The organism is Paractinoplanes rhizophilus, assembly GCF_042664765.1.
GTDB lineage: Bacteria > Actinomycetota > Actinomycetes > Mycobacteriales > Micromonosporaceae > Actinoplanes > Actinoplanes rhizophilus.
The window spans coordinates 113,135-139,720 of sequence record NZ_JBHTBJ010000009.1 but is presented as its reverse complement, the minus strand read 5'-3'; the positions used below and the strand labels follow the sequence as shown (position 1 = coordinate 139,720).

Annotated in this window: 32 protein-coding genes; 16 read left to right on the top strand and 16 right to left on the bottom strand. The window is 70.8% G+C overall.

Annotated elements, in window-relative coordinates; genetic code table 11:
• Positions 1 to 42: 42 nt before the first annotated feature.
• Positions 43 to 1,296 (bottom strand): hypothetical protein, encoded by a 1,254-nt coding sequence (locus ACFQS1_RS15570; protein WP_378968471.1) that lies wholly within the window; start codon positions 1,294 to 1,296, stop codon positions 43 to 45.
• Positions 1,297 to 1,453: 157 nt separating this feature from the next.
• Between ACFQS1_RS15570 and ACFQS1_RS15565 the strand changes: the two genes are divergently transcribed.
• Positions 1,454 to 2,302 carry an alpha/beta hydrolase gene (locus tag ACFQS1_RS15565; protein WP_378968468.1) on the top strand — a complete coding sequence of 283 codons (849 nt, stop codon included), beginning with the start codon at positions 1,454 to 1,456 and terminating at the stop codon, positions 2,300 to 2,302.
• 10 nt (positions 2,303 to 2,312) lie between these two features.
• Here the strand turns inward: ACFQS1_RS15565 and ACFQS1_RS15560 are convergent, their stop codons facing one another.
• The 6 genes from ACFQS1_RS15560 to ACFQS1_RS15535 all read right to left on the bottom strand — a co-directional run bounded on the left by ACFQS1_RS15560 (position 2,313) and on the right by ACFQS1_RS15535 (position 7,810).
• Complete coding sequence (locus ACFQS1_RS15560) at positions 2,313 to 2,930, bottom strand: response regulator (protein ID WP_378968466.1); 618 nt, start codon at positions 2,928 to 2,930, stop codon at positions 2,313 to 2,315.
• Positions 2,927 to 4,060 (bottom strand): sensor histidine kinase, encoded by a 1,134-nt coding sequence (locus ACFQS1_RS15555; RefSeq protein ID WP_378968464.1) that lies wholly within the window; start codon positions 4,058 to 4,060, stop codon positions 2,927 to 2,929. The genes ACFQS1_RS15560 and ACFQS1_RS15555 overlap by 4 nt, the downstream gene beginning before the upstream one ends.
• Positions 4,057 to 4,869: an ABC transporter permease gene (locus tag ACFQS1_RS15550; protein ID WP_378968462.1), complete on the bottom strand. Its 813-nt coding sequence runs from the start codon at positions 4,867 to 4,869 to the stop codon at positions 4,057 to 4,059. Before ACFQS1_RS15550 ends, ACFQS1_RS15555 begins: the two co-directional genes overlap by 4 nt.
• Positions 4,866 to 5,702 carry an ABC transporter ATP-binding protein gene (locus ACFQS1_RS15545; protein ID WP_378968460.1) on the bottom strand — a complete coding sequence of 279 codons (837 nt, stop codon included), beginning with the start codon at positions 5,700 to 5,702 and terminating at the stop codon, positions 4,866 to 4,868. The genes ACFQS1_RS15550 and ACFQS1_RS15545 overlap by 4 nt, the downstream gene beginning before the upstream one ends.
• A gap of 285 nt (positions 5,703 to 5,987) precedes the next feature.
• Positions 5,988 to 6,734 carry an ABC transporter permease gene (locus tag ACFQS1_RS15540; protein WP_378968458.1) on the bottom strand — a complete coding sequence of 249 codons (747 nt, stop codon included), beginning with the start codon at positions 6,732 to 6,734 and terminating at the stop codon, positions 5,988 to 5,990.
• Between the two features lie 152 nt (positions 6,735 to 6,886).
• Positions 6,887 to 7,810: an ABC transporter ATP-binding protein gene (locus tag ACFQS1_RS15535; RefSeq protein WP_378968456.1), complete on the bottom strand. Its 924-nt coding sequence runs from the start codon at positions 7,808 to 7,810 to the stop codon at positions 6,887 to 6,889.
• Between the two features lie 108 nt (positions 7,811 to 7,918).
• Here ACFQS1_RS15535 and rnhA point away from each other — a divergent pair, with 108 nt between their 5' ends.
• Positions 7,919 to 8,371, top strand: a complete 453-nt coding sequence (gene rnhA / locus ACFQS1_RS15530) for a ribonuclease HI (protein ID WP_378968454.1) — start codon at positions 7,919 to 7,921, stop codon at positions 8,369 to 8,371.
• 21 nt (positions 8,372 to 8,392) lie between these two features.
• Here the strand turns inward: rnhA and ACFQS1_RS15525 are convergent, their stop codons facing one another.
• Complete coding sequence (locus tag ACFQS1_RS15525) at positions 8,393 to 8,812, bottom strand: MarR family winged helix-turn-helix transcriptional regulator (protein ID WP_378968452.1); 420 nt, start codon at positions 8,810 to 8,812, stop codon at positions 8,393 to 8,395.
• A gap of 54 nt (positions 8,813 to 8,866) precedes the next feature.
• On the opposite strand from ACFQS1_RS15525, the gene ACFQS1_RS15520 reads away from it, so the two are divergent.
• Positions 8,867 to 9,463: a TIGR03086 family metal-binding protein gene (locus tag ACFQS1_RS15520; RefSeq protein WP_378968450.1), complete on the top strand. Its 597-nt coding sequence runs from the start codon at positions 8,867 to 8,869 to the stop codon at positions 9,461 to 9,463.
• Positions 9,460 to 10,296 carry an LLM class flavin-dependent oxidoreductase gene (locus ACFQS1_RS15515; RefSeq protein WP_378968447.1) on the top strand — a complete coding sequence of 279 codons (837 nt, stop codon included), beginning with the start codon at positions 9,460 to 9,462 and terminating at the stop codon, positions 10,294 to 10,296. Before ACFQS1_RS15520 ends, ACFQS1_RS15515 begins: the two co-directional genes overlap by 4 nt.
• A gap of 37 nt (positions 10,297 to 10,333) precedes the next feature.
• Here the strand turns inward: ACFQS1_RS15515 and sigJ are convergent, their stop codons facing one another.
• Positions 10,334 to 11,194 (bottom strand): RNA polymerase sigma factor SigJ, encoded by an 861-nt coding sequence (sigJ, locus tag ACFQS1_RS15510; RefSeq protein ID WP_378968445.1) that lies wholly within the window; start codon positions 11,192 to 11,194, stop codon positions 10,334 to 10,336.
• Between the two features lie 104 nt (positions 11,195 to 11,298).
• On the opposite strand from sigJ, the gene ACFQS1_RS15505 reads away from it, so the two are divergent.
• Together ACFQS1_RS15505 and ACFQS1_RS15500 are read left to right on the top strand one after the other, a co-directional pair.
• A complete protein-coding gene (locus tag ACFQS1_RS15505) occupies positions 11,299 to 11,661 on the top strand; it encodes a DoxX family protein (protein WP_378968442.1) in 363 nt (120 codons plus the stop codon).
• Positions 11,662 to 11,717: 56 nt separating this feature from the next.
• Positions 11,718 to 12,191: a nuclear transport factor 2 family protein gene (locus ACFQS1_RS15500; RefSeq protein WP_378968440.1), complete on the top strand. Its 474-nt coding sequence runs from the start codon at positions 11,718 to 11,720 to the stop codon at positions 12,189 to 12,191.
• A gap of 33 nt (positions 12,192 to 12,224) precedes the next feature.
• Here the strand turns inward: ACFQS1_RS15500 and ACFQS1_RS15495 are convergent, their stop codons facing one another.
• The 3 genes from ACFQS1_RS15495 to ACFQS1_RS15485 all read right to left on the bottom strand — a co-directional run bounded on the left by ACFQS1_RS15495 (position 12,225) and on the right by ACFQS1_RS15485 (position 13,932).
• Positions 12,225 to 12,572, bottom strand: a complete 348-nt coding sequence (locus tag ACFQS1_RS15495) for an MmcQ/YjbR family DNA-binding protein (protein WP_378968438.1) — start codon at positions 12,570 to 12,572, stop codon at positions 12,225 to 12,227.
• A gap of 39 nt (positions 12,573 to 12,611) precedes the next feature.
• On the bottom strand, positions 12,612 to 13,508 hold the full coding sequence (locus ACFQS1_RS15490; protein ID WP_378968436.1) for a hypothetical protein: 897 nt from the start codon (positions 13,506 to 13,508) through the stop codon (positions 12,612 to 12,614).
• 70 nt (positions 13,509 to 13,578) lie between these two features.
• A complete protein-coding gene (locus ACFQS1_RS15485) occupies positions 13,579 to 13,932 on the bottom strand; it encodes a hypothetical protein (protein ID WP_378968433.1) in 354 nt (117 codons plus the stop codon).
• 218 nt (positions 13,933 to 14,150) lie between these two features.
• On the opposite strand from ACFQS1_RS15485, the gene ACFQS1_RS15480 reads away from it, so the two are divergent.
• The 7 genes from ACFQS1_RS15480 (at position 14,151) to ACFQS1_RS15450 (ending at position 21,182) form a co-directional block, all read left to right on the top strand.
• A complete protein-coding gene (locus tag ACFQS1_RS15480; protein ID WP_378968431.1) occupies positions 14,151 to 15,173 on the top strand; it encodes a LacI family DNA-binding transcriptional regulator in 1,023 nt (340 codons plus the stop codon).
• 154 nt (positions 15,174 to 15,327) lie between these two features.
• Positions 15,328 to 16,599 (top strand): ABC transporter substrate-binding protein, encoded by a 1,272-nt coding sequence (locus ACFQS1_RS15475; RefSeq protein ID WP_378968429.1) that lies wholly within the window; start codon positions 15,328 to 15,330, stop codon positions 16,597 to 16,599.
• Between the two features lie 73 nt (positions 16,600 to 16,672).
• Positions 16,673 to 17,566 (top strand): carbohydrate ABC transporter permease, encoded by an 894-nt coding sequence (locus ACFQS1_RS15470; RefSeq protein ID WP_378968427.1) that lies wholly within the window; start codon positions 16,673 to 16,675, stop codon positions 17,564 to 17,566.
• Complete coding sequence (locus tag ACFQS1_RS15465; RefSeq protein WP_378968425.1) at positions 17,563 to 18,447, top strand: carbohydrate ABC transporter permease; 885 nt, start codon at positions 17,563 to 17,565, stop codon at positions 18,445 to 18,447. The genes ACFQS1_RS15470 and ACFQS1_RS15465 overlap by 4 nt, the downstream gene beginning before the upstream one ends.
• 98 nt (positions 18,448 to 18,545) lie before the next feature.
• Positions 18,546 to 18,860 (top strand): hypothetical protein, encoded by a 315-nt coding sequence (locus ACFQS1_RS15460; protein ID WP_378968423.1) that lies wholly within the window; start codon positions 18,546 to 18,548, stop codon positions 18,858 to 18,860.
• A 184-nt stretch (positions 18,861 to 19,044) separates the two neighbouring features.
• A complete protein-coding gene (locus tag ACFQS1_RS15455; RefSeq protein WP_378968421.1) occupies positions 19,045 to 19,668 on the top strand; it encodes a hypothetical protein in 624 nt (207 codons plus the stop codon).
• Complete coding sequence (locus ACFQS1_RS15450; protein ID WP_378968419.1) at positions 19,665 to 21,182, top strand: glycosyltransferase family 2 protein; 1,518 nt, start codon at positions 19,665 to 19,667, stop codon at positions 21,180 to 21,182. The genes ACFQS1_RS15455 and ACFQS1_RS15450 overlap by 4 nt, the downstream gene beginning before the upstream one ends.
• A gap of 120 nt (positions 21,183 to 21,302) precedes the next feature.
• Here the strand turns inward: ACFQS1_RS15450 and ACFQS1_RS15445 are convergent, their stop codons facing one another.
• Positions 21,303 to 21,848: a P-loop NTPase family protein gene (locus tag ACFQS1_RS15445; protein ID WP_378968417.1), complete on the bottom strand. Its 546-nt coding sequence runs from the start codon at positions 21,846 to 21,848 to the stop codon at positions 21,303 to 21,305.
• Between the two features lie 22 nt (positions 21,849 to 21,870).
• Here ACFQS1_RS15445 and ACFQS1_RS15440 point away from each other — a divergent pair, with 22 nt between their 5' ends.
• Positions 21,871 to 22,668, top strand: a complete 798-nt coding sequence (locus ACFQS1_RS15440; RefSeq protein ID WP_378968414.1) for a PhzF family phenazine biosynthesis protein — start codon at positions 21,871 to 21,873, stop codon at positions 22,666 to 22,668.
• On the opposite strand, the gene ACFQS1_RS15435 is transcribed toward ACFQS1_RS15440, so the two are convergent.
• Together ACFQS1_RS15435 and ACFQS1_RS15430 are read right to left on the bottom strand one after the other, a co-directional pair.
• Positions 22,658 to 23,314 (bottom strand): response regulator transcription factor, encoded by a 657-nt coding sequence (locus tag ACFQS1_RS15435; protein ID WP_378968412.1) that lies wholly within the window; start codon positions 23,312 to 23,314, stop codon positions 22,658 to 22,660. The genes ACFQS1_RS15440 and ACFQS1_RS15435 overlap by 11 nt on opposite strands.
• Positions 23,315 to 23,324: 10 nt before the next feature.
• Positions 23,325 to 24,410 (bottom strand): sensor histidine kinase, encoded by a 1,086-nt coding sequence (locus ACFQS1_RS15430; protein WP_378968410.1) that lies wholly within the window; start codon positions 24,408 to 24,410, stop codon positions 23,325 to 23,327.
• Positions 24,411 to 24,532: 122 nt separating this feature from the next.
• On the opposite strand from ACFQS1_RS15430, the gene ACFQS1_RS15425 reads away from it, so the two are divergent.
• On the top strand, positions 24,533 to 25,060 hold the full coding sequence (locus ACFQS1_RS15425) for a hypothetical protein (RefSeq protein WP_378968408.1): 528 nt from the start codon (positions 24,533 to 24,535) through the stop codon (positions 25,058 to 25,060).
• Here the strand turns inward: ACFQS1_RS15425 and ACFQS1_RS15420 are convergent.
• A complete protein-coding gene (locus tag ACFQS1_RS15420) occupies positions 25,016 to 26,005 on the bottom strand; it encodes a DNA polymerase domain-containing protein (protein WP_378968406.1) in 990 nt (329 codons plus the stop codon). The genes ACFQS1_RS15425 and ACFQS1_RS15420 overlap by 45 nt on opposite strands.
• 123 nt (positions 26,006 to 26,128) lie before the next feature.
• Between ACFQS1_RS15420 and ACFQS1_RS15415 the strand changes: the two genes are divergently transcribed.
• Positions 26,129 to 26,551 (top strand): PPOX class F420-dependent oxidoreductase, encoded by a 423-nt coding sequence (locus ACFQS1_RS15415; RefSeq protein ID WP_378968404.1) that lies wholly within the window; start codon positions 26,129 to 26,131, stop codon positions 26,549 to 26,551.
• Positions 26,552 to 26,586: the final 35 nt, after the last annotated feature.

The following is a 26,586-nucleotide window of genomic DNA, read 5'->3' as shown; positions in this document are numbered from 1 at the left end:
GGCAAGCGCGGCGAGGCGCGACACCGCGCGGCACGGTCTCGATCAGGACGCGGGGCGGCGTCGGCGACGAACGACGGCGGGCACCCACGGAGCGACGGCCACCAGGAGGAAGACGAGCAGCAAGGGGACGCGCCACCACCAGGAGAGCGCGGCGCGCGGAGCAGGCTGGGCGGGCGGGGAGGCGGCGACCAGCGGATGGGAGGACTTCGACCAGGCCAAGAAGGCATCGCCGATGGGAAGCAAGCCGAAGGCGTAGCGGCGGGTGTGAAGGGTGTCGACGGGGACGCCGAGGACCTCGCCGAAGTTGGCCAGGCCCGCGGCCAACGAACGGTCGCCCTGGATACGGGCGGCGCCGAGGGTGACCACCGACGCGGAGAAAGAGATGCCTAGCGGAAGGGGGCCGGAATCTACATCCGCGGGGCCGGAAGTGCCGTGGGGGTATTCCCGAATGGCCGGTCCTAGACCTAAAGGCCTTGATAGGAATTTTGTCTGGAATGTCAAGTATTGGTCGCGAGCGAACGCAGTGTCTATTTCGGGGAGGAAGCGCTGGATGATGCTCTGGGAACTGCCGCGGGCGCCCGCGGTGGGGGCGCCGGTGTCTACGTCGGCGGTGTGCGGCATCAGGCCGGTGGCGGGGTCGAGGTTGACGCGTACGCCGGAGAGCCAGCGGGTGATGGTGGCGTCGTATCTCGGGGGTAGCAACTTGTCGTGCAGGGCGAGCGAGGCGATGGCGACGGTGGAGTCGACCGGCCACGCCTGGCCGGGATAGGCGGGGAGGAAGGGAACGGGCGAGGCGTCGAAGGCCGCGGCGATCTCGGCGGCGTCGCGGTCGAAGGCGGCGGCCAGAGCGGCGGAGTCGGGATCAGAGGGGGCGCCGGAGGGCTGCGGCGAGAGGTCGGAGAGGGCGCCGGGGGGCTGCAGCGAGAGGATGGCGCCGCGCAGGTAGTTGAGCCAACCCCGGTAGAAGACGCCGTACTGCGGGGTGAGGCCGGCGTCGAAGGGCTCGCGCGCGATCGGTGACTCGAGGTGGGTCAGGGCCCAGCGGGCGTCATCCCGGTCGCCCAGATTGACGGCGGTCAGGCCGTAGAGCGCGTACGAGAAGAAGTAGCCCTCGGGGAACTGCTGTTGCGCACGGGCAGCGGCGCCGTCCTCCAGGGCGGCGCGCAGGAACGTCTGCTGACGCCGTACGGAAGAAGTGGTCTCGGCCGGACCGACCAGCCGGACGGCGCCGGCCAGCGCGACCACGCTGATGATGATCGCGGCAGTGAGCCGCACCAGCCGTCCTGCCCGGGCCATCGCCAGATCCTAAACGGCGCCGGCGGCCAGCTCCCCCTCGAAACCGCCGCTGTCAAGCAATCTCCGGGAGACGAGGTGTGGGCCGAACGACGCTATCGCCGAGGGTGCCCGCGAACCTAGGTTGATCCCGAGGGAAGAGATCAAGGGGGAGTCCACAATGACCGAGGTTCCGCAGCACACGCTCGACGACATCGAACGGGTCAACGCCACCGGCCTCACGCCGGTGGTCTTCATCCACGGCCTCTGGCTGCTCCCGAACAGCTGGGACCGCTGGGCCCAGGTGTTCCAGGCGGCCGGGTACGCGCCGATCACGCCGGGCTGGCCGGACGACCCGGAGACGGTCGCGGAGGCCAACGCGCACCCGGAGGTGATGGCCGGCAAGACCGTCGGGCAGGTGGCCGACCACTACGCCGAGGTCATCGGCAAGCTCGACAAGCAGCCGGCGGTGATCGGGCACTCGTTCGGCGGCCTGCTCGCGCAGATCATCGCCGGGCGGGGCCTGTCCAACGCGACCGTGGCGATCGACTCGGCGCCGTTCCAGGGGGTCCTGCCGCTGCCGATCTCCACCCTGCGCTCGGCCTCGCCGATCCTGAAGAACCCGGCCAACTACAGCAAGGCGATCCCGCTGACCTACGAGCAGTTCCGGTACGCGTTCGCCAACGCGGTCAACGAGGAGGAGGCCCATCAGCTGTACGAGGAGTTCGCCGTCCCCGCCCCGGGGGCGCCGCTGTTCCAGGGCGCGGTGGCGAACTTCAACCCGTGGAGCGAGGTCAAGGTCGACCACGAGAACGCGTACCGCGGCCCGATGCTGATCATCTCGGGCGCGCGCGACCACACCGTCCCGCCGGCCATCGTCGAGGCGAACTTCAAGATCCAGGAGAAGAACAGCGGGGTGACCGAGTTCGCCTCGATCCCGGACCGCGGGCACTCGCTGACCATCGACAGCGGCTGGCTCGAGGTGGCGAACACGGCGCTGGCGTTCGTGCAGCGCTTCAGCGAGCGCTGAGAGCGGGCGCTCAGAGCAGGCCGTGCCGCATCGCCGTGGTCACCGCGGCGGTGCGGTCGGCCACGTCCAGCTTGTTGAAGACCCGCAGCAGGTGGGTCTTGACCGTCGCCTCCGAGATGAACAGCCGCTTGCCGATGTCGGCGTTGGTCAGGCCGCCGGCCACCAAGCGCAGCACCTCGGTCTCGCGCGACGACAGCGCGGGCGGCGCCGGCTGCCGCACCTGACGCACCAAAGTGGACGCGACGCTCGGGGCCAGCACGGTCTCGCCGCGGTGCGCGGCCCGCACGGCGTCGGCGAGCTCGGCGGGCGAGGCGTCCTTGAGCAGGTAGCCGCAGGCGCCGGCCTCGATGGCGCGCAGGATGTCGCGGTCGGATTCGTAGGTGGTCAGCACCATCACCTTGACGCCGGGGACGGTGGCGAGGATGCGCTCGGTGGCCGAGACTCCGTCGCCGTCCGGCATGCGCAGGTCCATCAGCACGATGTCGGGGCGCTCCTCGGCCGCGAGCGAGACCCCGGCCTCGCCCGAGCCGGCCTCGCCCACCACGCTCAGATCCGGCTCGGCGTCGAGCATGCCGCGCAGTCCGTGCCGGACCACGGGATGGTCGTCCACCAGGATCAACCGGATCACGCCGGCACCTCCAACTCGATCGTCGTGCCCGTCTCGGGGTCGCTCCGCACGGTCAGCGTGCCGTTCACCTGCTCGGCTCGGGCGCGCATCCCGTTGAGGCCGAACCCGTCGGCCGTTGCGGGGTCGAAGCCGCGGCCGTCGTCGCGCACCACGAGCCGCACCGCGGCCGGAGCATAGGCGAGCAGCACCGCCGCCTCGTGCGCGCCGGCGTGGCGGCGGACGTTCGTCAGCGCCTCCTGGGCCGCGCGCAGCAGCACCACCTCGACCTTCGTCGGCAGCGCGCGCTCGTCACCGGTCACCCGAACGGTCGCGGGCGTGCCGGTCTCCTCCGTGAAGCGCGCGGCCTGACGGCGTACGGAATCGGGCAGTGACCCCTCGGACAACGCAGCCGGCGCCAACGCGGCGACCAGGGCCCTCGACTCGGCCAGGTTTTCCTTCGCGGTGCGGACCGCGAGCGCGAGCCGTTCGTCGCGCAACGCCGGATCGGCCGCCTGGAGCAACGTGATGATGCTGGTGAAGCCCTGGGCCAGGGTGTCGTGGATCTCGCCGGCCAGGCGGGCCCGCTCGGCCGCCACCCCGGCCTCGTGCGACAGCCGCGCCACCTCGGCCCGCGAGGCCTCGAGCTCGGCGATGAGCCGGCCGCGCTCGGTGTTCTGCTCGACCACCCGGTGGATCCAGAAGCCCAGCCAGAGACCGGCGGACGCGGAGATCAGCGCGATCAGCAGGTCGGCCGGCAGCATCCGGGGCGCCTGCACCACGTCGATCGCCGGCGTCACCAGGTTGACCAGGATGACCAGCGGGACGGCCGTCCGCAGGGCGGTCAGCACGAACATCATCGGGATCAACGCGAACAACAGCCAGGTGGCGAACGGTACGAGGGCCACCGCGACGGCGAAGAGAACGATCTGCACGGTCGCCAGGACCGCGCCGTAGGCCTCGCCTCGCGCCGGCCGGTGGCCCAGCGCCAGGTGCAGGAGCATCATCGCGGCGATGACGCCGGCCGCGAGCAGCCGGCGCCACAGGGGGTGATCGTCGCCGAGGAGGATCGCGGCGGCCACCGCCACCGCGATCACCCCGAAGTACGCGTCCCACCACCGCGAGTACCGCGTGTGGACGTCGCTGTCGGTCACCGATCCCTCTCGGTCCAGCGGAACGTCACCAGGCACAGCACCAATCCGATCACACACCACGCGCCGAGCACCAAGGCCGTCCGCCCCAGCTCCCACTGCCCCGCCGCCTCGAACTGCTTCATGCTGTCCGGCAGGAAGACGTACCGGAAGCCCTGGCTCATCCACTTGACCGGGAAGAACGACGCCACGGTGATCAGCCACGACGGCAGCTGGGTGATCGGGTGGATGAAGACGCCCGAGATGAACTGCAGCGCCACCACCGGCACGTTGAGGATCGCGCCGGCCGTGCGGGCGTGCTTGACGATCGCGCTGACCGCGATGCCGCAGGCCGTGCACGCGAAGGTCGACAGCAGGAACAGCCAGGCGAAGGTCAGCCAGTGCGTGACGTCGGGCACCGGCATGTCGAAGACCAGCACGCCCACCAGGATCAGCAAGGCCGCCTCCGCGACGCTCAGGACCAAAACCAAAATCAACTTCCCCATCAGGTACGCCGAGGGCGTGATCGGCGTGCCATGGAGCCGTTTCAGCGTGCCGTCCTCGCGGTCCATCGCCACGCCCGCGCCCATCGTGACGAAGGCGGTGGCGAGGATCCCGTACGCGATCATGCTGGCGCTGTAGACCTGGCTGGCACTGACCCCCGGCACGTCGTAGGAGTCGCCGAAGATGGTGCCGAAGAGCAGCAGAAGCATCGCCGGGAAGGCAAAGGTGAAGATGACGGCGGTGCGGTCCCGCAGGAACTGGCGGATCTCGACGCCGCCGCGGGACAGACCGGTCATCGCGGTCGAGGGCAGGATGGCGGCGGTGGTCATCGGCCGGCTCCGATCAGGTCCAGGTAGACGTCTTCGAGGGTGGGGCGGGTGATCGTCAGGGTGGTCAGGTCGGCCTTCTCGTCGATCAGCTGTTTGATCAGCTCGGTGGGATCGGTCGCGCGCTTCGTCCGGATTTTTCCGTCTTCTTGCCACTTTATGACCGCGTCGCTCTGGGCCCGGCCGCCCAGGGTGGCCGGGGTGCCCTCGGCGACGATCCGGCCGCCGGCCAGCACCGCGAGGCGGTCGGCGAGCGCCTCGGCCTCCTCGAGATAGTGGGTGGTGAGCAGGATCGTGGTGCCCTCGGCCGCGAGCGTGCGGATCAGCTCCCAGAACTGGCGGCGGGCCGCGGGGTCGAAGCCGGTGGTCGGCTCGTCGAGGAAGAGCAGCTCGGGGCGGCCGATGATGCCCAGCGCCACGTCCACCCGGCGGCGCTGCCCGCCGGAGAGCTGGCGGATCTTGCTGCCCCTCTTCTCGGTCAGCCCGACCAGCTCGATCACCTCGTCGGCCGGCCGCGGGTCGGGGTAGAAGCCGCCGACGTGCCGGACCATCTCGGCGACGGTCAGGTCGGCGGCGTCGTCCGCGTCCTGCAGCACGACGCCGATGCGGGCCCGCCAGGCCCGGCCGGCCGTGCCGGGGTCGTCGCCGAGCACCCGCACGTCGCCGCCGCTACGCCGGCGGTGGCCCTCGAGGATCTCGACGGTGGTGGTCTTGCCGGCGCCGTTCGGGCCGAGCAGCGCGAACACCTCGCCGCGGGTGACCGTGAGGTCGATGCCGCGGACGGCCTCGTGACCCTGGTATGTCTTGCGAAGTCCGCTGACTTCAATCGCGTTCATGGATCTGATCCTGCTGGCCGGGGGTGGTCGCGCGGGACGACCGGGCGGGCGTCAGCGGTTGTCAACCGATCGGTGGACACGCGCCCCCGGCGGCCCCTCGGCGCTGCTCGCTCCCCTGGCCCCGGCCCTCGGCGCCGCTCACTCCCGCGGCCTCGGCCGTTCAGCGCCGCTCACCCCTGCGGGCCCGGCGTCTCGGCGCCGCTCATGCCCAGCGGCTCGGTGGGCGGGGCTCACTCCCAGCGGCTCGGTGGGCGGGGCTCACTCCCAGCGGCTCGGTGGGCGGGCTCACTCCCAGCGGAACTTGCGGGCCGCGGCCACCACGCAGACCGCCGCCCAGACGGCGAGGCCGGCCCAGGAGCCGAGCGGGACCGGCTGGTCGTGCGAAAGCGTGGCCCGCAGCGCCTCGGCGTGCGCGGCCAGCGGCAGGAACTCGGCGATCTGGCCGGGCGCGGCGAACATGATGCCGCCGGCCGCCAGCATCAGCACGTAGATCAGGGTGGCCAGGCCCGTGGTGGTCTCAGGCTTGAGCACGCTGGCGAGCAGCAGAGCCAGGCCGGTGTACGCCGCGGTGGCCAGCACCGTGATGCCGAGCGCCGGGAGGATCTGGCCGATCCGCGGGTGCCAGCCGACGGCCACCCCGACCGCGGCCAGCACCAGCAGCTGCACCACGATCAGCGCGAGGATCGCGGCGGTCTTGGCGAACAGCAGGCCGGGGCGGGTCAGCGGGGAGGCGCCGAGTCGTTTGAGGACGCCGTAGCTGCGCTCGTACCCGGTGGTGATGGCCTGCCCGGTGAACGCCGTGGACATGACGGTGAGCGCGAGGACGCCCGGCACGACGTACGCCAGGCGGTCGCCGCCCGGGACGTTGGTGACCTCGGTGAGGCCGGCGCCGAGCAGGACCAGCAGCGGGACGCCCATGGCGAGCACGACGGCCTCGCCGCGGCGGGCGGTGAGGATCAGCTCCATCCGGATCTGGCTGCGCAGGATCGTCTTGGTGCCGTTGCGCGCCGGGGCGGGGGCGAAGGTGGTCATCGGGCTGCCGCCCTTTCCCTGGTCATCGGGCTGCCGCCTGTTCCGTGCTCATCGGGCTGCCGCCTGTTCCCTGCTCATCGGGCTGCCGCCCTTCCCCCGGTCATCGGGCTGCCGCCTGTTCCCTGCTCATCGGGCTGCCGCCCTTCCCCCGGTCATCGGGCTGCGGCCTTTTCCGCGGTGAGCGCCAGATAGACGTCCTCGAGCGTGCGCCGGCGGGTGTTGACCGCCGTGACCTGGGCGCCGGAGCGGGCGAACCAGGCGAGGACCTCGGCGATCGCGGCGGCGTCCAGAGTGCCGGTGATCGTGTACTCCCCGGGGCTCGACTCGGTCACCGGGAAGGGCAGCACCGGCGCGAGCGCGGGCTCCGCCCGTACCTCAAGAAGGTCTATGCCCGCCGCGGCCGTGAGCTCGCCCGGGGTGCCGGTGGCCGCCACCCGGCCCTCTCGCATGATGACGACGTCATCGGCGAGGCGTTCGGCCTCGTCGAGCAGGTGCGTGGTGAGCAGCACGCTCACGCCGTCGGCCCGGAGCTGCTCGATCAGCTGCCAGGTGGTGTGCCGGGCCTCGGTGTCCATGCCCGCCGTGGGCTCGTCGAGGAAGACCAGCTCGGGGCGGCCGACCAGCGCGATCGCCAGGCTCAGTCGCTGCTGCTCACCGCCGGAGAGCCGCCGGAAGCGGGTCTTCGCGGCCTTGCGCAACCCGAGGCGGTCCAGCAGGTCATCCGGATTTATCGGATTTGCGGAGAAGGAGGCGTAGAGATGGAGGAGCTCGGCCGCGGTCGCCCACGGATAGAACCCGCCCGACTGCAGCATGATGCCCAGCCGCGGCATGAGCGCGTCATGATCGGCGATCGGGTCGAGGCCGAGCACCCGGCAGGTCCCCTGGTCGGGCGGGCGGAAGCCCTCACACACCTGCAGCAGGCTCGTCTTGCCGGCGCCGTTGTGCCCGAGCAGGGCCAGCACCCGGCCGCGCGGCACGGTCAGCGAGACCCGGTCCACCGCGATCTTGGCGTCGACGGCGGTCTTGGCACCGTAGCGCACGACGACATCCGAAACCTCGACCGCGCCGTCACTCACCCGCAGACCCCTTCCGCCCCGGCCACCTTACGTCCCGGTCGCTGACACTCCGCTGAGGGCGGCCCGCCGATGGCCGACCTCACTCTCGCTCGTCGGTAGGGTGCTCGCATGACCGTGGTGGAGATCTACACCGATGGGGCGTGCGTGCCCAATCCGGGGCCGGGCGGCTGGGGCGCGGTGTTGCGCTACGGCGGCCGGGAGAAGGACATGTGCGGCGGCACGGCCGAGCCCACCACCAACAACCGCATGGAGCTGATGGCGCCGATCAGCGCGCTCGAGGCGCTGACCCGCGCGCCGCTCACGGTCAAGTTGTACACCGACAGCATCTACGTGCGGGACGGGATCACGAAGTGGCTGCCGAAGTGGAAGGCCAACGGCTGGCTGACCGCGGCCAAGCAGCCGGTCAAGAACGTCGACCTCTGGCAGCGCCTGGACGAGGCGGTGCGCCGGCACGACGTGCAGTGGCACTGGGTGAAGGGGCACGCCGGCCATCCCGAGAACGAGCGGGCCGACCGGCTGGCCGCCCGCGGCCTTTCCGAGGCCCTGGCAACGAGGCTCTAGAAAGCGGCCCGGGAACCCGCCTCAGGAAACGGCCCGGGAAAGCGCTTCCAGCGCCCGGACGAACGCCTCGCGATCCTCCGTCCCCGCCAGAATCGCCTCCTCGGCCGCGCGGATGTCCTTCTGCACCGCTTTTTGCAGCGTGCGCCCCTCCGGCGTGAGCTGAAGGAGCCGCACCCGCCGGTCGGCCGGGTCGGGGTCGCGCTCGATCAGGCCGCGGCGCTGCAGGTCGTCGAGGATCGGGATGAGCCGCGTCTTGTCGGCGCCGATCGCCGCCGCGAGGGTGGCCTGGGCGCGAGCCGGACCGTCGCGCAGCGCGGTCAGCACGACGTAGCCCCACATGCTCACGCCGTGATGCTCGAGGATCGGCTGCTCCATGGCGAGCAAGCGGCGTCCCAGCCGCATCACCATCGCTCCCAGATCGGCCCGCTCGGTCTCCGCCACATCCGGCATCCTCCTCCGGTTGCCAAATCATAGGCACACGTAGATGATAAGCATATGCCTACTGATTTGATCGCTCTTGATGCCCTGGCCGTCCGATCGACCGTCCACCTCGTCTCCGGCGTCACCGACGCCGATCTGTCGCGGCCGACGCCGTGCGCGGAGTGGCACCTGGGTGCGCTGCTCACCCACATGACGGCCCAACATCGCGGCTTTGCCGCGGCGGCGTCGGGTCACGGTGGCGACCTGGCCGCCTGGTCGTGGGCGCCATTTTCGGTACGGGACTACGCGGCGTCCGCCGACCTTGTCCTCGCCGCCTTCGCCGCCCCCGGGGTGCTCGACCGGATCTTCGAGCTGCCCGAGTTCGGCGCTTCCTTCCCCGGCCGGCTCGCGATCGGCTTCCACCTGGTCGACTACGTGGTGCACGGATGGGACGTGGCCACCTCCCTCGGCCGGCCCTACTCGCCGGATCCCGCGGTTGTGGCCGCCGCCCTGCCGCTCGCCCGCTCCGTGCCCGACGGCCCCGCCCGGCTCGAGCCCGGCGCCCCGTTCGCGCCCGCTTTGCCCGTTCCCGCAGACACCGATCCGCTTTCCGAGATCCTGCTGCTGCTCGGCCGGAAATTGTCGGAGGTAGCTGATAGCAAGGACGCATGACCCTACGGTTCGGCGTCATCCTCCCCGGCGGCACCGCCCGCGAGCAGCTCGACCTGGCCGTCCTCGCCGAGCAGGCCGGCTGGGACGGCGTCTTCGTGTGGGAGGCGGCCTATGGTGTCGACGCCTGGTCGCTGCTGGCCGCGATGGCCGCCCGCACCACCCGCGTCCGCCTCGGCACGATGCTGACCCCGCTGCCGTGGCGCCGCCCATGGAAGGTGGCGAGTCAGGTGGCCACGCTCGACCAGCTTTCCGGCGGCCGCGCCGTCCTGGCCATCGGCGTCGGCGCCGTCACCACCGATCTGCCCGTCACCGGCGAGCCCACCGACCTGCGCCTGCGCGCCGAGATGATGGATGAGGGCATCGACCTGATCCGCGCCCTCTGGAACGGCGCCCGCTCCTATGCGGGCGTCCACTACCAATACGAGACCAACCGCGACGACCTGGGCGACGTGGCCCGCCCGGTGCAGGAGCGCATCCCGATCTGGGTGGTGGCCGTCTGGCCCCGCCTGAAATCGATGCGCCGAGCCCTCCGCTGCGACGGCGTGATCCCCGGCCACGAGCCCAGCACCGCGGCGGTCAAGGAGATGCGCACCTGGCTGTCCGAGCAGGGCGCGCCGTCCACCATGGACATCCTCGCCGAGGGCGAGACACCGACCGACGATCCCGCCCGCGGCGCGGAGCTGGTGAGGCCGTGGTCCGAGGCGGGCTGCACCTGGTGGATGGAGACCCGCTGGGAGCTGCCCCACCACTCCCCCGACCGCATGGCCGAGATCCGAGCCCGCATAGCGGCCGGCCCACCCACCCTCGCCGACGCCACCGCGGGCGCCGACTAACGCGCGCGCCGACGCGGGTGCGGGGACTCGCGAGAGGTCAGCCTTTCCAGGGACGCAGCTTCTCGGGATTGCGGATCGCCCAGAGGTGGGTGATGCGGTCGCCGTCGATTTCGAAGGCCATGACCGTGTTGATGACGCCGTCCTGCTCCAGGACGAGACCGGGGCGTCCGTTGACGGTGCGGACCACCATCGTCATGTCCCCGGTCCTGGCCAGGATCGCCATCATCCCGCGGGCGATCTCCTCGGCACCGATGATCGGGTGCGGCGTGGCCTCGGCCAGGCCGCCACCGTCGGCGACCGCGCGGGCATCGGGGTCGAGCAGGGCGACGAGCGCGTTGATGTCGCCCGCCTGCCAAGCCTGCTTGAAGCCGCGGACGATCGCGTCGGCCCGGGTGGGCGGCGTCGCGGCGGGCGTGGGTGCGGTGCGGACCCGCCGGCGGGCCGACGAGGCCAGCTGGCGGCAGGCCGCCGGTGTCCGCCCGACGACCTCGGCGACCTCCGCGAACGAGTACCGGAAGACGTCGTGGAGGATGAAAGCGACCCGCTCGGCGGAGGTCATCGACTCGAGCACGACCATGAACGCCATGCTGACCGACTCGTCCAGGGTGATCCGGTCGGCCGGATCGGCGGGGTCGGCCGGGTTCCACTCGTCGGGCACGGGCTCGGGGAGCCACTCGCCGACGTAGCGTTCCCGCCTTACCCTCGCCGATCCGAGCAGGTCGAGGCAGATGCGGCTCGCGACCCGGGTCATCCACGCGGGCGGCGACTCGATCTCGTCGCGTTGCGCCGGCGTGAGGGCGTACCAGCGCGCGTAGGTCTCCTGGACCACGTCCTCGGCGTCGGCCAGCGACCCGAGCAGCCGGTAGGCCACGTTGATCAGCTGTCGGCGTTCGCTCATGCCTCGATCCATACCATCTCGACGAGACAGCGCCTCGATTTGTGATGCGGGCCCCGATCTTTGGGGTTGCCTGACATTTGGCGCGGCTGCCTCGTCAGGTCGGCATGGACATCATCCTCTGGATAGTCGCCGCGGTGCTGGCCGCGGCATTCCTGGCCAGCGGCGTACTGAAGCTGGTGTGGTCCCGGGAGCGGCTGGTCGCGGCCGGGATGGCGTGGGCCGGGCAGTTCAGCTCCCGGTTCGTGAAAGCGATCGGCGTGCTGGAGATCCTGGCGGCCGTGGGCCTGGTGGTGCCGGCGGCGCTCGGGATCGCGTCCGTGCTGGCGCCGCTGGCCGCGACCGGGCTGGTGCTGCTGATGGCCGGCGCGGTCGTCACGCATCTGCGGCGCGGTGAGATGCAGCCGGTGGCGGTGAACCTGGTCTTCCTCGGCCTGTCGGCCTTTGTGGCTTGGGGGCTTCTGGTCTGACAGCCGATTGTTCATTTTCCGATTTGTTTGGACATGATCCGTTAGGAGTTGGGCACGTGACTGACCTGCAGAACGTTCTGGACCGGTTCGAGATCGATGCCTTGCGAGGCGAGTTCACCGACGCCGGTGCGATGCGCGACTACGACCGGCTGGCCGCGCTCTTTGTGCCGGACGCCGTCTGGCGCATCCCGCAAGCCAACATCGAGCTCGTGTCGCGCGAGGAGATCCGGGTGGGGCTCGCGCGGATGCAGGCCCAGTGGGAGTTCTTCATCCAGAACACTCACCCGGGCACGATCATTGTGGACGGCGACACCGCGATCGGGCGGGCCTACGTCGCCGAACTGGGGCGGTTCAAGGACGGCAGCTCCCACCAGAACTACGCGATCTATCACGACCGCTACCAGCGGACCGACGAAGGCTGGCGGTTCGTCGAGCGGTCCTACGAGATCCTGTACGCCGACACGACGCCGCTCGCCGGATCTCCGCACGTGCCCGACATCCCGGTGGAGGTCGACACCGGGCGCTCATAAAAGATGGGGGCGGGCTACGCCAGGCGGGGCGCGCTATGCCAGGCGCGGGAGGTAGGCGGACCAGACCTTTTTGGGGACGACCATGCGCCAGGCATCGAGGACGAGCTCGGTCATCTGGTCCTCGTCGAGCTCGGACATCCAGGCCTGCACCCAGTTGAACCGGAGGTCGGACGGGCGCGGGAGGTGGAAGGTGCCGGGGTCGGCGGTGACCAGGGCCAGGCGCTCCTCCTTGGGGAAGCCGAAGCCCATGACCGTCTCGTCCCGGGAGAAGGCGACATAGACAATCTTGCCCACCCGGAACTTGACGCGATCGCGGATCAGATGCTCCTCGCTGCGCGGGAGGTCGCGGCAGACCTTGCGTACGTCGTCGACGGTGACCATGCCGGGAATTTACGCCCCGGGTATGACATTTTCCGGCGATCAGGAGTTGCGGGGCTTGGGGACGCCGAGTCGGGTGGTGGGTTCCTCCGGCAGGGCGGGGCGGTCGGCGGGGTCGGGGACCTTGGCCCGGAACACCCGGTCGGGCGGCAGGCGGTAGGTCTCGGCCTGGACCAGCTCCTCCGGAACCGTGTGGCGGCCCGGCGAGGAAGGCGGGACATCGGGAACGTCGGGCGCCGGCCCAGCGGTGAACGGCCCAAACGGCCCGGCCGCAGACGGCCCAGCGGCAGACGGCCCAGCCGCTGGCGGCTTGGCGGTGGGCGGGCCGACGGCCGGCGGGCGCGGCGGGACGGGGAAACCCAGTGAGGCGGCGTGGCGCTCCGGGAGGGTCGGCGCCCGGCGAGGCGACGGCATGGGCAGAGCTCCGGGAACACCGGATCGGCGGAGCAAGCCGGCGTGGCCGGGCGCGACGGAGCCGGAGCCAGGGGCCGGCCAGATCGAATCGGACGCCGACTGGCCGGAGGAGGCCAGCTCGGAAAGAGCGGAGTCGAACGGCGCCGCATTGGACAGGGCAGGGTCAGCCAGGGCTGGATCAGCCAGGGCAGGGTCAGCCAGGGGCGCGTGAGACCGGGCAGGGTCAGACAAGGGCGTGTCAGGCAGGGCGGCGTCGGGCGGGGGCGTCGCGGAGAGTGCGGACGGCACGAGGGCGCCGTCGACGATCGGGCGGGGCGTGGAGCGAGGAGCGCGGCGCGGGGCTACCAGGCGGGCGGCCAGGCTGAAGATGCTGCGGGTGGCCATGTCGTAGCCGTCGCGGTAGGCCTCCTGCCGGTCGCGCTCCATCTGGTAGCGCTGGTGGAGGCGGCCGGCGGCGTAGCCCGAGCAGGCCAGGAAGACGGCGAGCAGGGTGAAGACCAGAGCCGAGTTGCCTGGAGCGGTCATGGGTTCGATTGTGGCCAAGTTGATCGACAAACAGCTATGGCCCGTTTGACGTACCCCGATCGAATGAGGATCAGTCGAGCAGCGCGGCGGCGCCTTCCCAGAAGCGTCGCCGGCCCTGCCAGAACGCGGCCGCCCGGGCCAGCTCGTCGCGCGCCTTGCCGGTCTGGCCCTCGTGCAGGTGCACCAGGCCCCGGGCGTGCTCGAGGCAGCCGAGCGTGCCGGGGATGCCGCGCTCGCCGATCAGCTCGCCGCTGCGCTCGAGCCATTCGCGGGCGGCCGTGCTGCCGGAGCGGGCCAGGTGGGCGCGCACGCCGGTGAGCACGTACGGAAAGAGGTAGGCCGCGTCCCGGACCCGCGCGGAGGCCTCGTATCCCTCCTCGCAGCGCGCTGTCGCCAGGTCGAGGTCGCCACGTTGCAACGCCACCTCGGCGAGGCCCCACCAGGCCGGCGAGAGGAGCGCCTCCGAATGCCGGTCGGCGGCGGGTCGGGCGAGCAGTCGCGGCGAACCACTGTCGCCGCGGCGGGTGAGGCGGGAGGATGGGGGCAGGTCGCGGTGCGGAGTCGCCGCGCGACTTGCCGGATTGGTTACCCGACATCGATGTCATAATCTGAACCGTCCCGCCGCCGAGCCTTCGGAGACACATGCCCTCCGACGATGCCAACGTCCGCCGGCCGACGCTGACCGAGGTGGCCGCGCTCGCGGGGGTCAGCCTCAAGACGGCGTCCCGCGCGCTCAACCGTGAGCCCAACGTCGCGCCCTCGACCGGTCGCCGGGTGCGCGACGCCGCCGACGAGCTCGGATACCGGCTGAACGGGATCGCCCGGGAGCTGCGCCGGGGCGCCACGAGCGCGCTGGTCGGCCTGGTCAGCGGCGATCTCGCCAACCCGTTCTACTCGGCGGTGGCCAGCGGCATCGAGCGCGAGCTGCGCCAGCACGGCCTGCTGCTGATCACGGCGAACAACGACGAGGACGCCGAGCTCGAGCGCAGCCTGGTCGACGCGTTCCTGGAACGGCGGGTCCGCGCGCTGCTGGTGATCCCGAGCGCCGACGACCACGAGTACCTGGCGATCGAGGGCAACCGTGGCGTGCCGTTCGTCTTCCTCGACCGGCCGCCGGACGGGCTGGCCGCCGACGCGGTGCTGATCGACAACGCGGGCGGGGCGCGCTCGGCCGGCGAGCACCTGCTGGCGCACGGTCACCGGCGGATCGCGCTGGTCGCCGACCTGGCCCGGATGGCGCCCCAGCGGGGGCGGATCGACGGGTTCGTGGGCGCGATGCGGGCGGCCGGCAACGCCGAGTGGGAGCCCTATCTGCGTACGGATGTGCACGATGTGCGACATGCCGAGCGCACCGTCCGCGAGCTCCTCGCGCTCGACCCGGCCCCCACGGCGATCTTCACGACCAACAACCGGCTCACCACCGGAGCGCTGCGCGCCCTGCGTGAGCAGCGGACTCCGCCGGCGCTGGTCGGTTTCGACGACTTCGAGCTCGCCGACGTGCTCGGCACGACGGTGGTCGCGCACGACATGACCGCGATCGGACGGGAGGCGGCACGGCTCGCGTACGCGCGCATAAGCGGCCATACTGGCCCGGCGCGCACCATCGTCATATCGACGTCGCTCATTGCCCGGGGGTCGGGTGAACGTCGCCCGCCGGTCGGGTGATCGTCGCTGTGCGGTCAGGTGAACGTTAACGTCAATAACCACAAAGGTGCGCACGTAACGACACGGAAACAGTCGTTGACACGTGTGCGGTTGAGGCGGCACGGTACTCCCGAACGTACTTGACAACGATGTCAATCTTTGATGGGAGATAGCCATGCGCTTCACTCGACGGGCCGCAGTCGCCGTCGTCGGTGTCGCCGCGCTGCTGACCGCCGCGGCCTGCGGGTCGAGCGACGACGGCGGCGACGGGGGCTCCGGCTCCAAGAAGGTCGAAGTCTTCACATGGTGGGCCGACGGCGGCGAGAAAGCCGGTCTCGACGGCCTCGTCGGCCAGTTCGGCAAGGACTGCGCCGGCCAGGAGTTCGTGAACGGCGCCGTCGCGGGTGGCGCCGGCGCGAACGCCAAGCAGGTGCTCGCCTCCCGCCTGCAGCAGCAGGACCCGCCGGACACGTTCCAGGCCCACGCCGGCGCCGAGCTGCAGGACTACATCAAGGCCGGACAGGTCGAGGACCTCAGCGCCGACTACGACACGTGGGGCCTGAAGTCGGCGTTCCCGCAGGGCCTGATCCAGAACCTCACCGTCGACGGCAAGATCTACTCGGTGCCGGCGAACATCCACCGGGCCAACGTGGTGTGGACCAACAAGAAGGTCCTGGCTGACGCCGGCATCACCGCCGACCCGAAGGACCTGGCGGGCTTCATCGCCGACCTCGACAAGGTCAAGGCCAAGGGCATCAAGGCGCCGCTGGCCGTCGGCAAGGACTGGACGCAGCTCATGCTGCTCGAGTCGGTGCTGATCACCGACATGGGCGCCGAGAAGTTCACCGGCCTGTGGAACGGCACCACCGACTGGAACGGCGCGGACGTCACGAAGGGCATCAACGACTTCAAGACGCTGCTGACCTACACCAACACCGACCGCGACGCCCTCGACTGGACCGACGCGGAGAAGCTGGTCATGGACGGCAAGGCCGGCTACCAGCTGATGGGTGACTGGGAGGCCGCCGACCTCGACGCCAAGAAGTTCGCCGACTACGGCTGGTTCACCTTCCCGGGCAACGGCACCACCTTCCAGTGGCTCGCCGACTCGTTCGTGCTGCCGAAGGGCGCCAAGAACGTCGAGGGCACCAAGTGCTGGCTGAAGACGGTCGGCTCGGCCGACGGCCAGAAGGCGTTCAACACCAAGAAGGGCTCGATCCCGGCCCGCACCGACGCGAACCCGGCGGACTACCCGAAGTACCAGCAGGCCGCCATGGCCGACTGGAAGTCCGCCACCCAGGTGCCGTCCTGCGCCCACGGCTCGGCCTGCTCGCAGGGCTTCCAGGGCGCCGCCAACTCGGCGCTCGGCGCGTTCAGCACCAACCAGGACGTCGCCGGCCTGCAGAAGGCCCTGGCCACCGCCGCGTCGCAGTTCGTCACGAAGTAAATCTCCCGATCCGGGTTCCGGGCGGGACGGCGGACGGCCGTCCCGCCCGGGGCGCATTCCACGAGGAGCCCTGATGCGCCGCCTGAGGCACTGGGGACCGGGCTTGCTGCTGCTCTCCCCCTCGCTCGTCCTGCTCGCCGTCTTCGTCTACGGGCTGATCGCCTGGACGACGAAAGTGTCCGTCTCCGACCAGCACGACGCGCTGGGGTCGAAGGGCTTCGTCGGGCTCGAGAACTACCGGAACCTGTTCACCAACGACATCCAGGACCGGTTCACCCACTCGCTGAAGAACCTGCTGGTCTTCACGGTGGTCTTCCTGGTCGGCGCGATGGTCTTCGGCCTGATCTGGGCGCTGATCCTGGAGCGCGGCGTCCGCGCCGAGGGCTTCTTCCGCACCATCTACCTGTTCCCGATGGCGGTCAGCTTCGTCGCCTCCGGCGTCGTGTGGCGCTGGCTGATGAACCCGAACACCGGCGACAACGCCGGCGGCATCAACGCCCTCTTCGGCGCGGTCGGTCTGGACTTCCTGCAGAACAAGTGGTGGACCAACCCGGACTGGGGCATGGCCGCGATGGCCATGCCGGCCATCTGGCAGCTTTCCGGGTACGTGATGGCGCTGTTCCTCGCCGGGTTCCGCGGCATACCGCAGGAGCTGCGCGAGGCCGCGGCCATGGACGGCGCGAGCACCTACCGCCTGTACCGGAACGTGATCTTCCCCCAGCTGACCCCGGTCGCGCTCTCCGCGCTGATCATCCTCGGCCACATGTCGATGAAGATGTTCGACCTGATCATGAGCGTCTCGGGGCCGCAGTGGCTCACCGAGGTGCCCGCCGTCTACGTCTGGCAGACGCTGCTGACCAGTGACTACGCCAAGGCCGCGGCGATCTCGATCGTGCTGCTCCTGCTGGTCGCCGTCGTCATCGTCCCCTACCTGATCTACACGAACCGGGCGGAGAAGAGCTCATGACCACGGTTACCGTGCCGCCGCCCGCGGTCGAGACGCTCGCGCCCCGGCGCAAGGCCCGGCGCCCGTTCGGCCCGGCGTCGATCGTCAAGTACGCCCTGGCGATCCTGTTCCTGCTGATCGTCCTGATGCCGCTCTACGTCCTGATCGTGACCAGCTTCAAGTCCGGCGGCGACATCGGCGTCACCAGCCAGTGGAACCTGCCGGAGCACTGGACCACCGCGTCCTGGGCGAAGGCGTGGACCTCGCTGCGGGATTCCTTCTTCCGTACGTTCCAGCTGGCCATCCCGGTCGCGCTGATCTCGTCGCTGATCGGGGCGGCCAACGGCTTCGTGCTCTCCCGGTGGCGCTTCCCCGGCGCCGACGTGGTGTTCACGCTGATCCTGTTCGGCATGTTCATCCCGTACCAGGCGGTCATGATCCCGCTGCGGGACATCGTCACCACGCTCGGCATCCCGCCGGGCATCCCGACGCTGGTGTTCGTGCACTGCATCTACGGCATCCCGATCTGCACGCTGATCTTCCGGAACTACTACGCCACGACGGTGCCGGAGGAGCTGATCGAGGCGGCCCGGGTCGACGGCGCGGGGCTGCTGCGGACGTTCAGCCGGATCATCCTGCCGATCTCCATGCCCGGCTTCGTCGTGACGATCATCTGGCAGTTCACGTCGGCGTGGAACGACTACCTGTTCGCGATCTTCCTGTCCAACACCCGGAACGGGCCGATCACCATCGCCCTGAACGCGCTGGCCGGCGCCCAGTCGCCGGACTACGCCGCGTCGATGGCGGGCGCGCTGATCACGTCGCTGCCCACCCTGGTGGTGTACGTGCTGCTCGGTCGCTGGTTCATCGGCGGCCTGATGGCAGGTTCGGTCAAGAGCTGATCACAGTCGCCCGGCACGTCGGTAACGGGCGTGCCGGGTGGGGTGAATTGTCCGCTCCGGATGAGGCGCGCCGGCCGCCGGACCAATAGGGTAAATCCATGACCACCGCCGAGGACCGGCCGGCCGACGGCTTCGCCGCGCGGATGGCCTTCGCCCTGCAGAAAGACCCGCTCGAGGCGCCCCGCCGTACCCATCTGTATCTGAAGTTGATCGCGGTGACGCTGGCCTGGCTGGTCTCCGTCCCGCTGCTGTTGATCTCGGGGTTGTTCGATACGGCCGCGCTCCTGACGCTGCTCGGCCCGTTCGTCGCGGCGGTCATCGCGACCAAGAACCACCGCTTCGGCCTCGGCGGCGGATACATCGTGCTGACCTTGTTGATGGTCCTGCCGGCCGCCGCGATGTTCCGCCTCTGACCCGGCACATCTCTGATCCGGGCCGGCTGTGACGTAGTCGCTCCGGGCGGAGTTCTCAACTGCCGGCTCGCGCCGCCGACGTGGTCTCCGATCACTGACCGCAGCGAACCGCAGGACTCGAATGAATCCTCTCCCCCGAAGACGCCCCCGAAGTCTCCCCCGCATAATCCCCCGAAGCCTGGCCGTGGGCGTCGCCGCCGCGGCGCTCTGCGGCAGCCTGACCGGCTGCAGCAGCCTCAAGGAGCTGACCAGCAGCAGCAAACCGCTGGCCGGCGCCGGCGTGCCCAAGGCCACGCCGTCGGCCTCGCCCTCGGTGTCGCCGTCGGCCGCCGCGACCGGCGATGCCGTGGTGGCGAAGCAGCCCGCCCGGCCCAGCGGCCCGCTGGATACCGGCAGCGTCGTCCACCGCCTCAAGCAGGGCAACTTCACGGTCCAGCTCACCTACTGGACGTCCGACAACGCGAAGCTGTACGCCGCCGAGTCGGACAAGACCCTCAACGTCGCCGCCCACATCGAGGACGCCGACAGCACCCACCGGGTCGCCGTCAGCACCTTCCAGGTGACGCAGGACGACGGCACGAAACGGGTCGTGGCGGCCACCGACAACGGCCGGTTCGACGTCACGCCCCCGTACCCCTACAACACCGTGGTGGCCCTGCCGCCGGCGACGGCGGGCGCCACCAGGCTCACGCTGTCGGTACGGCTCGACCTCCTCGTGGAGACCACGCCGAAGTCGAACAGTTACTACCGCTCCACGGCTCTCGACACCCTCATCCTGCCGCTGCTCACGAACGGTGCCCCCGAATGACCGAGCTCAGCCCCGGCCTGCGCCGCGCCACCGACCGTCAGATCCTGCTGCCGCGCAGCGCCAAGGCCGGGCCGCTGGCCCTGCCGCCCGCGCCGCCGCAGCTCTCGGAGCTGGAGAGCGTCGAGGCGGTGTCCGGTGAGATCGCCACCGCGGTCGCGGCCGGCGGCCCCCGGCACGCCACGATCAGCTGCATCATCCCCTGCTACAACGAGCAGGACACGATCGCCGACGTGCTCAAGAGCCTGCTCGGCCAGACGCGGCTGCCGGACGTCATCCACGTCATCATCAACAACACCGACGACGACACCCCCGAGATCGCCCGCGGCTTCGAGGGCCGGCACAGCCGGACCGTGAAGGGCGAGGAGTTCGTCACCACGGTCCGGGTGCACGACATGGGCGCCAACCCGGACAAGAAGGTGGGGGCGCTCAACTACGGCTACTTCCTCTCCCGCGGCTTCGACTTCATCCTCGGCGTCGACGGCGACACCACGCTCGCCCGGGACACGGTGGAGCGGCTCGAGCTGGAGATGACCGACGACCCGCGGATCGGCGGGCTGAGCGCGATCTACAGCATCGACAAGAACCGGTTCAAGGGCGCGATGGCGCGCTTCCTGATCTCCGGGCAGCGGGCCCAGTTCGCCGCGTTCAACATGGACAACCTGCTGCGCGGCCGGAACATGGCGGTGCTCGGCGGGCAGTGCAGCCTGTTCAACATGCGCGCGCTGGAGACGGTGATGATCCGGCATCACCAGCAGGCGCCCTGGGTGCGCGACAGCGAGGTGGAGGACAGCAAGCTGTCCCTGCAGATCAAGGACGCCGGGTACAGCACGAAGATCAGTGCGACGGCCCGGGCGTACGTCGGCCCGATGACGAACCTGCGGGCGCTGCACGGTCAGCAGGTCAAGTGGAACTTCGGCGCGATCGACCTGTTCTGGCCCGGTACCCGGGGCGACAACCAGGGTCAGCCGATGCACCCGAACCTGCGGCTGCGCTGGTACGAGAACATCTCGATGCTGTTCAACATCGGTTCCCGGCTGGGCTTCCTGCTGCTGCTGGTGGCGGCCCTGTCGATCCACGCGTTCGTGTTCAACCCGATCTGGCTGATCCCGCCGGTCGTGGCGATGTTGCTGAACTTCCGCCTCGCGATGGCGATGAAGGACAAGAGCGCATCCGACCTCCTGTACGCCGTGCTGATCCTCCCGGCCGAGTTGTACATGTGGATCCGGATGGGTCACTTCGTCTCCGCCTGGGCGCAGTTCCTCGCCAAGACCGACAAGGACAACTGGGCGGCGCAGGCGAACGCGGAGAAGGGCAAGGGGTCGGCCTACGTGATGCCGCTGGTGGTGCTGCTCGCGGTGATGGGCGGGGCGATCTACGCCTGGAGCCAGCAGAGCGTGGGCGTCCAGTCGGCGATCCTGTCGCTGGGCTGGCCGGTACTGTACATCGCCACCATCGCGCAGACCGTCTTCATGCTGCGCAAGCTGGTCCGGCGGCACCGCGGCTTCAGCGTCTGACGCACCGCGCCCACCACACACGCCCGGCCCCTGCCACTCGGTGACAGCGGCCGGGCGTTGTCGTGCCGGGTGTGGCGTGCCGGGCGGGGCGAGCCGGGCGGGGCGTGCCGGCCGGGGCGGTCAGGTCGGCCCGGCGTCCGGCGTTCGCTCGGGGAGGGTGCGCAGCCAGCGCTCCAACTCGCGCGGGGAGCGGATGAGCACCGTTTCCGGGAAGTCCGGGTGGGCGTGCCACTGGCGCATGCGGCGCCGCTTGCGCTTGAACGAGCGGAAATGCCAGACCAGGATCGACCTGCGCGGCAGGAAGGCGGTGCGCCAGGTCTCGTAGTTGCCGTTGCACGTCGGCTCATGCCGGACGACGTTGCGCACGGTGCGGCGCAAAAGACGGGAAAAAGAGAGCCAGCGCGGCAGATCCAGGCCGACGATCAGGTCGGCGCGGTCCAGCGGGATGTCGACCCACATCCCGTACGCCGCATCGATCACCCAATTGTCGGTGGCGCAGATTTCGCGTACGCGATCTCGTTGCACCTCCGCACTCACCTGGACCCACCCCGGGTCCCAGGTCAGGTCGTCGATCGCGTGACAGGGAAGGCCGAGCCGCGCGCCGAGGCGGCGCGCCAGCGTCGATTTGCCGGAACCGGTGACCCCGTAGACCAGAATCCGTCGCACCCGGCCACCTTACGATTCTCTTGTGCTCACCGTTGTCCATGCGTGCCTGCGGAACGGGGCCGGCGGCAGCCCCACCGCGGTGCTCGACGAGTCGCCGATGCCCGACGAGGAGCGCCGCCTGGTGCCGGCGCGGGCGGGGACATCGCATGCCGTCTTCGTCGCGGGCGACGGCGCGCTCCGGTTCTTCACGTCCGAGGGCGAGCTGCCGGCCTGCGGACACGGAACGGTCGCCGCGCTGGCGCTGCTCGCCCACCGCTCCGGCCGGGCCGAGCACCTGCTGCGGGTGGGTGGCCGCACCTTCTGGGGCCGGGCCGCGGGCGGCGCGGACGGTCTCTTCGACGCGGCCTTCGACCCCGGCCCGATCCGGGTGCGCGACCCGTCCCCGGCCGAGCTCTCGGAAACGTTGGCGGCGATCGGAGTGGCCACCGAGGCCGGAGCGGCGTGTGTCGCCACACTGGGACGGCCCCGGCTTCTGCTGCCGGTGGCCGACCGGGCGACCCTGGCCGGGCTGACACCCGATCGGGAGCGGCTGCGGGCGACGACCGAGCGGTTCGGGCTGCTGGGCTGCTACGTGTACTCCTCGCCGGACGCCGAGGGCCGGGCCGCCGCCCGGATGTTCGCGCCGGCTATCGGGGTGCCGGAGGACATCGCCAACGCCAACGGCACCGCCTGCCTGGCCGCCCACCTCGGCCTGGACGTCCGGATCGACATGGGCGACTCCCTCGGGAGCCCGGCCACCGTCATCGCCCGGAGCCGGCCCGGCGGCATCCTGGTCGGCGGCGTCGCGAGCGTCGCCGGCGCGCCGGGAGTCAGGAACTGACCAGGCCGTCCTCGAACGCGATGATCACCAGCTGGACGCGATCGCGCACCCCGAGCTTGGCGATCGCCCGGGTGATGTGCGTCTTCGCGGTCAGCGGGCTGATGACCAGCTCCCGCGCGATCTCCTCATTGGACAGACCGCGGGCCACCAGCCGCACCACCTCCCGCTCGCGCTCGGTCAGCACGCCCAGCCGGTCCCCGCCGGAGGCGACCGCCGCCACCGGCCGGTTCGCGAACTCGCCCACCACCCGGCGGGTCACACTCGGCGACAACAGCGCGTCACCGCGAGCGACCACCCGCACCGCCTCGCGCAGTCCGTCCGGGCCGACCTCCTTCGTCAGGAAGCCGCTCGCGCCGGCCGCGAGGGCGGCGAACACGTACTCGTCGGTCTCGAACGTCGTCAGGATGATGACCCTGGTCGCGGGCAGCGACGCCAGGATCTCCCGGGTCGCCGCGATGCCGTCCATGCCGGGCATGCGGATGTCCATCAGGATCACGTCGGGGCGCAGGTCGCGGGCGGCACGGACCGCCTCGTCGCCGGTGGACGCCTCACCGACCACCGCGATGTTCCGGTCGCGCCGCAGCAGGCTGCGGAAACCGGCGCGGACCAGGTGCTGGTCGTCGGCGAGGAGAACCGAGATGGTCATCGGGCGCCCTTCAAGCGGTGATCGGGATGGTTGCCCGTACGGCGAAACCGGTCTTGCCCGGACCGGCCGTGAGCGCACCGCCCAGCGCGGCCACCCGCTCCCGCATGCCGGAGATGCCGTGCCCGTCGGCCATGTCGGCGGCGCCCGAGCCGTCATCCCGCACGTCCACCACGACGCTGGCCGGAGCATAACGCACCGTGATCGCCACCTTCGTGGCGCCGGCGTGCCGCACCGTGTTGGTCAGTGATTCCTGCACTACTCGATACACCGCCGTCGCGACCGGCGCGGGCACGTCGGCCCGGTCGCCGAACTCGTTGAGCGTCACCTGCAGCCCCGCCGCCCGCACCTGATCGGCGAGCCGGTCGAGGCCGTCCAGGTTTTCCACCGAGCCGTCCCGCAGCACCCCGACCAGCGATTTCAGGTCGGTCATCGCCCGGCCACGCACCTCCTGCGCGAGCCGCAGCGACTCGCGCGCCTCGTCCGGATCCTCGTCGAACGCGTCGAGCGCCACGTTCAGGTGCACGCCCACCACCGCGAGCGTGTGCGAGACGACATCGTGCAGATCCCGGGCGATCTCGACCCGTTCCTCGGCACGCCGCCGCCGGGCGTCGAGCTCGCGCTGGTGCTCGTCCTGCGCCAGCCGCTGGGCCACCTCGCCGCGCCAGCGCAGCGTGTTCCGGTACGCCGTCGCCGCCGCCAGCACCGCGGCCATCCACAACGTCTCGCCGCCGACGTGCGCGAGCGCCCATCCGCCGCCGTGGTCGGCGTCGACGAAGCCGTCCCAGCCGAGCCCGAAGAGCAGCCCGAGCCCGACCGTGATCACCGCCGCCCGCAGCCGCCCGGCCAGCACGAGCGCGGCGGCCGCGGCGCTGGCCGGCCACACCCAGCCCGAGCCGATCAGGTACGCCGGGCGCAGGGCGATCACGGTGAGGATGGAGACGACCAGCACCGTCAGTGGCCAGCGGCGGACGAAGAGGGCGAGGATCGCCAGCCAGAGACCCAGCGTCACGGTCATCACGGTCTGGAGGTTGCCGCCGGTGATGGCGAGCCCGGCCGGCACCCCGACGAGGGTGAGCAGAACAGCTATTCGCGTCATGCCCGGCACGCTATTTCCGGCCGGGGCGCGCCCGCGTCGTCCCGCGGCGGTCACCCGCATGGACGCCTCCCGAGTAGGCGGCTACTCCATCCGATGTAGGCCGGCGTCGATAAGGTGTGCGGGTGACCGCCGCGGAAACCCTCGCCGCCTCCGGCCGATTCCCCATCGCTGCCGGCCTCACCGACGCCGAGCTCACCGCCATCGAGCGCGAGTTCGGCTTCACCTTCGCCGCCGACCACCGCGCCTTCCTGGCGGCCGGCCTGCCGACCGGCCGCGGCTGGGTCGACTGGCGCCATCCCGACCGCGGCACGCTGCGCGAGCGTCTCGCGATGCCGATCGAGGGGGTGCTCTTCGACGTGGCGGAAAATGCATTCTGGTACGGCGGCTGGGGGCCCCGCCCCGCGGAAACCGGCGCCGCCGTCATCACCGCGCGGGGATACCTGATGACCGTCCCGCGGATGATCCCGGTCTACTCGCACCGCTACCTGCCGGCCGCCGTCCCCGGCCAGCCGGTGCTGTCGATCTACCAGACCGACGTGGCCCACTACGGCAACGACCTCCTCGACTGGCTCCACCGGGAGTTCTCCCTCGGGTCGCCGGCCGGATCAGCGACCCGGCCCACCATCGCCTTCTGGCGCGATCTTGTCTGACTCACGCCGGGCCCGCGCCCGCCGCTTGCCCTCGTGCATCGCCTGCACCCGGGCGACCGGGATGGTGTGCCCCTCCTCGATCAGGCCGGGGTCGAGGACCTGCGGATCCGGCATCGCCTCGGCCCACGGGTCCCGGTCGCCGAGCAGCTTGAGCGCGGTGCGGATGGTGAAGTCCTCGGGGGTGACGGCGCCGAGGTCGTCCCAGGCGACCGGGAACGAGACGCGCAGCCCGGGCCGGATCCGCGGGCTGTAGGCCGCGACCACCGTGGCGCCGCCGGACCGGGTCGCGTCGAGGAACACCTTGCCGTGCCGGTCCTCCCGGATGAACGCGGTTGTCGCCAGCTCGGGGTCGAGCCGCTCGGCGCGGGCGGCGATCGCCCGCGTCGCCGCCGCCACCACGTCGGCCGGGGCGTCCTTGACCGGCACGAAGACGTGTACGCCCTTCGAGCCGCTCGTCTTCACCGCGCCCGCCATCCCCACGTCGTCGAGCACCCGCTTGATCAGCAGGGCGGCCGCGGCCACCACCGGGAAGCCGGCGCCCTCCGGCGGATCGAGATCCATTATCAGGTGGGTGGGGTGGTGGTCGCCGGCGTACATGAGCGCCGGGTGGTACTCGATCGCACGCTGGTTGCCGAACCAGAGCAGCGTCCGCCGGTCGTTGCACAGCGCGTACGTCACGGTCCGGTGCGAGGCCTCCGCCCACACCTCGGCGCGTGGCACCCAGTCGGGCGTGTATTTCGGCAGGTTCTTCTGCATGAAGGCGTCCTGGCCGCGCAGCAGCCGGATCACCGACAGCGGCCGGTCGCGCAGCACCGGCAGCATCCGGCCGCTGACCGCGTCGAGATAGTCGATGAGGTCGCGCTTGGTCGCCCCCGAGCCCTCGAACAGCTCCTGATCGAGGTTCGTCAGCGGTACGCCGACCCGTTCCTCGCCCTTGTCCGCCATAGTGACCCATCCTGCCCCACGATCCCGGGGTTCTCGCCCCGTCCGGGCCAGGCAGTTGATCAAGCCGGACGTTTCTCCCGGGGCGCGCCCCGGCGTGCCGGGCGGCTCAGTAGGGTTCGGACCATGTCAGAAGATCTCCTCTGGGGTGTCATCACGGCCGGCTCGCTGGGAACGGTGGCGACGATCAAGAAGGATGGCCGGCCGCAGCTGTCGGACGTCAGCTACCACGCCGCCGACCGGCTCGTCCGCTTCTCCACCCGGACGGCGCTCGCGAAGGTGCACAACCTGCGCCGCGACCCCCGGGTGAGCATGAAGGTGACCGCCCCGGACGGCTACGGCTACGCGGTGGCCGAGGGCACGGCCGAGCTCAGCGCGGTGTCGTGGGCGCTCGACGACGCCGTGGTCCAGGAGCTGATCGAGGTCTACCGGCTGATCGCGGGCAAGGAGCACCCGGACTGGGACGACTACCGCCGGGCCATGGTGGCGGACGGGCGGCTGGTCGTCCGCATCCACGTCGAGCACCTGTACGGCTGGGTCCAGGGCTAGCACGCCGAGACGGCGGCGCGGGTCGCACCCGATTC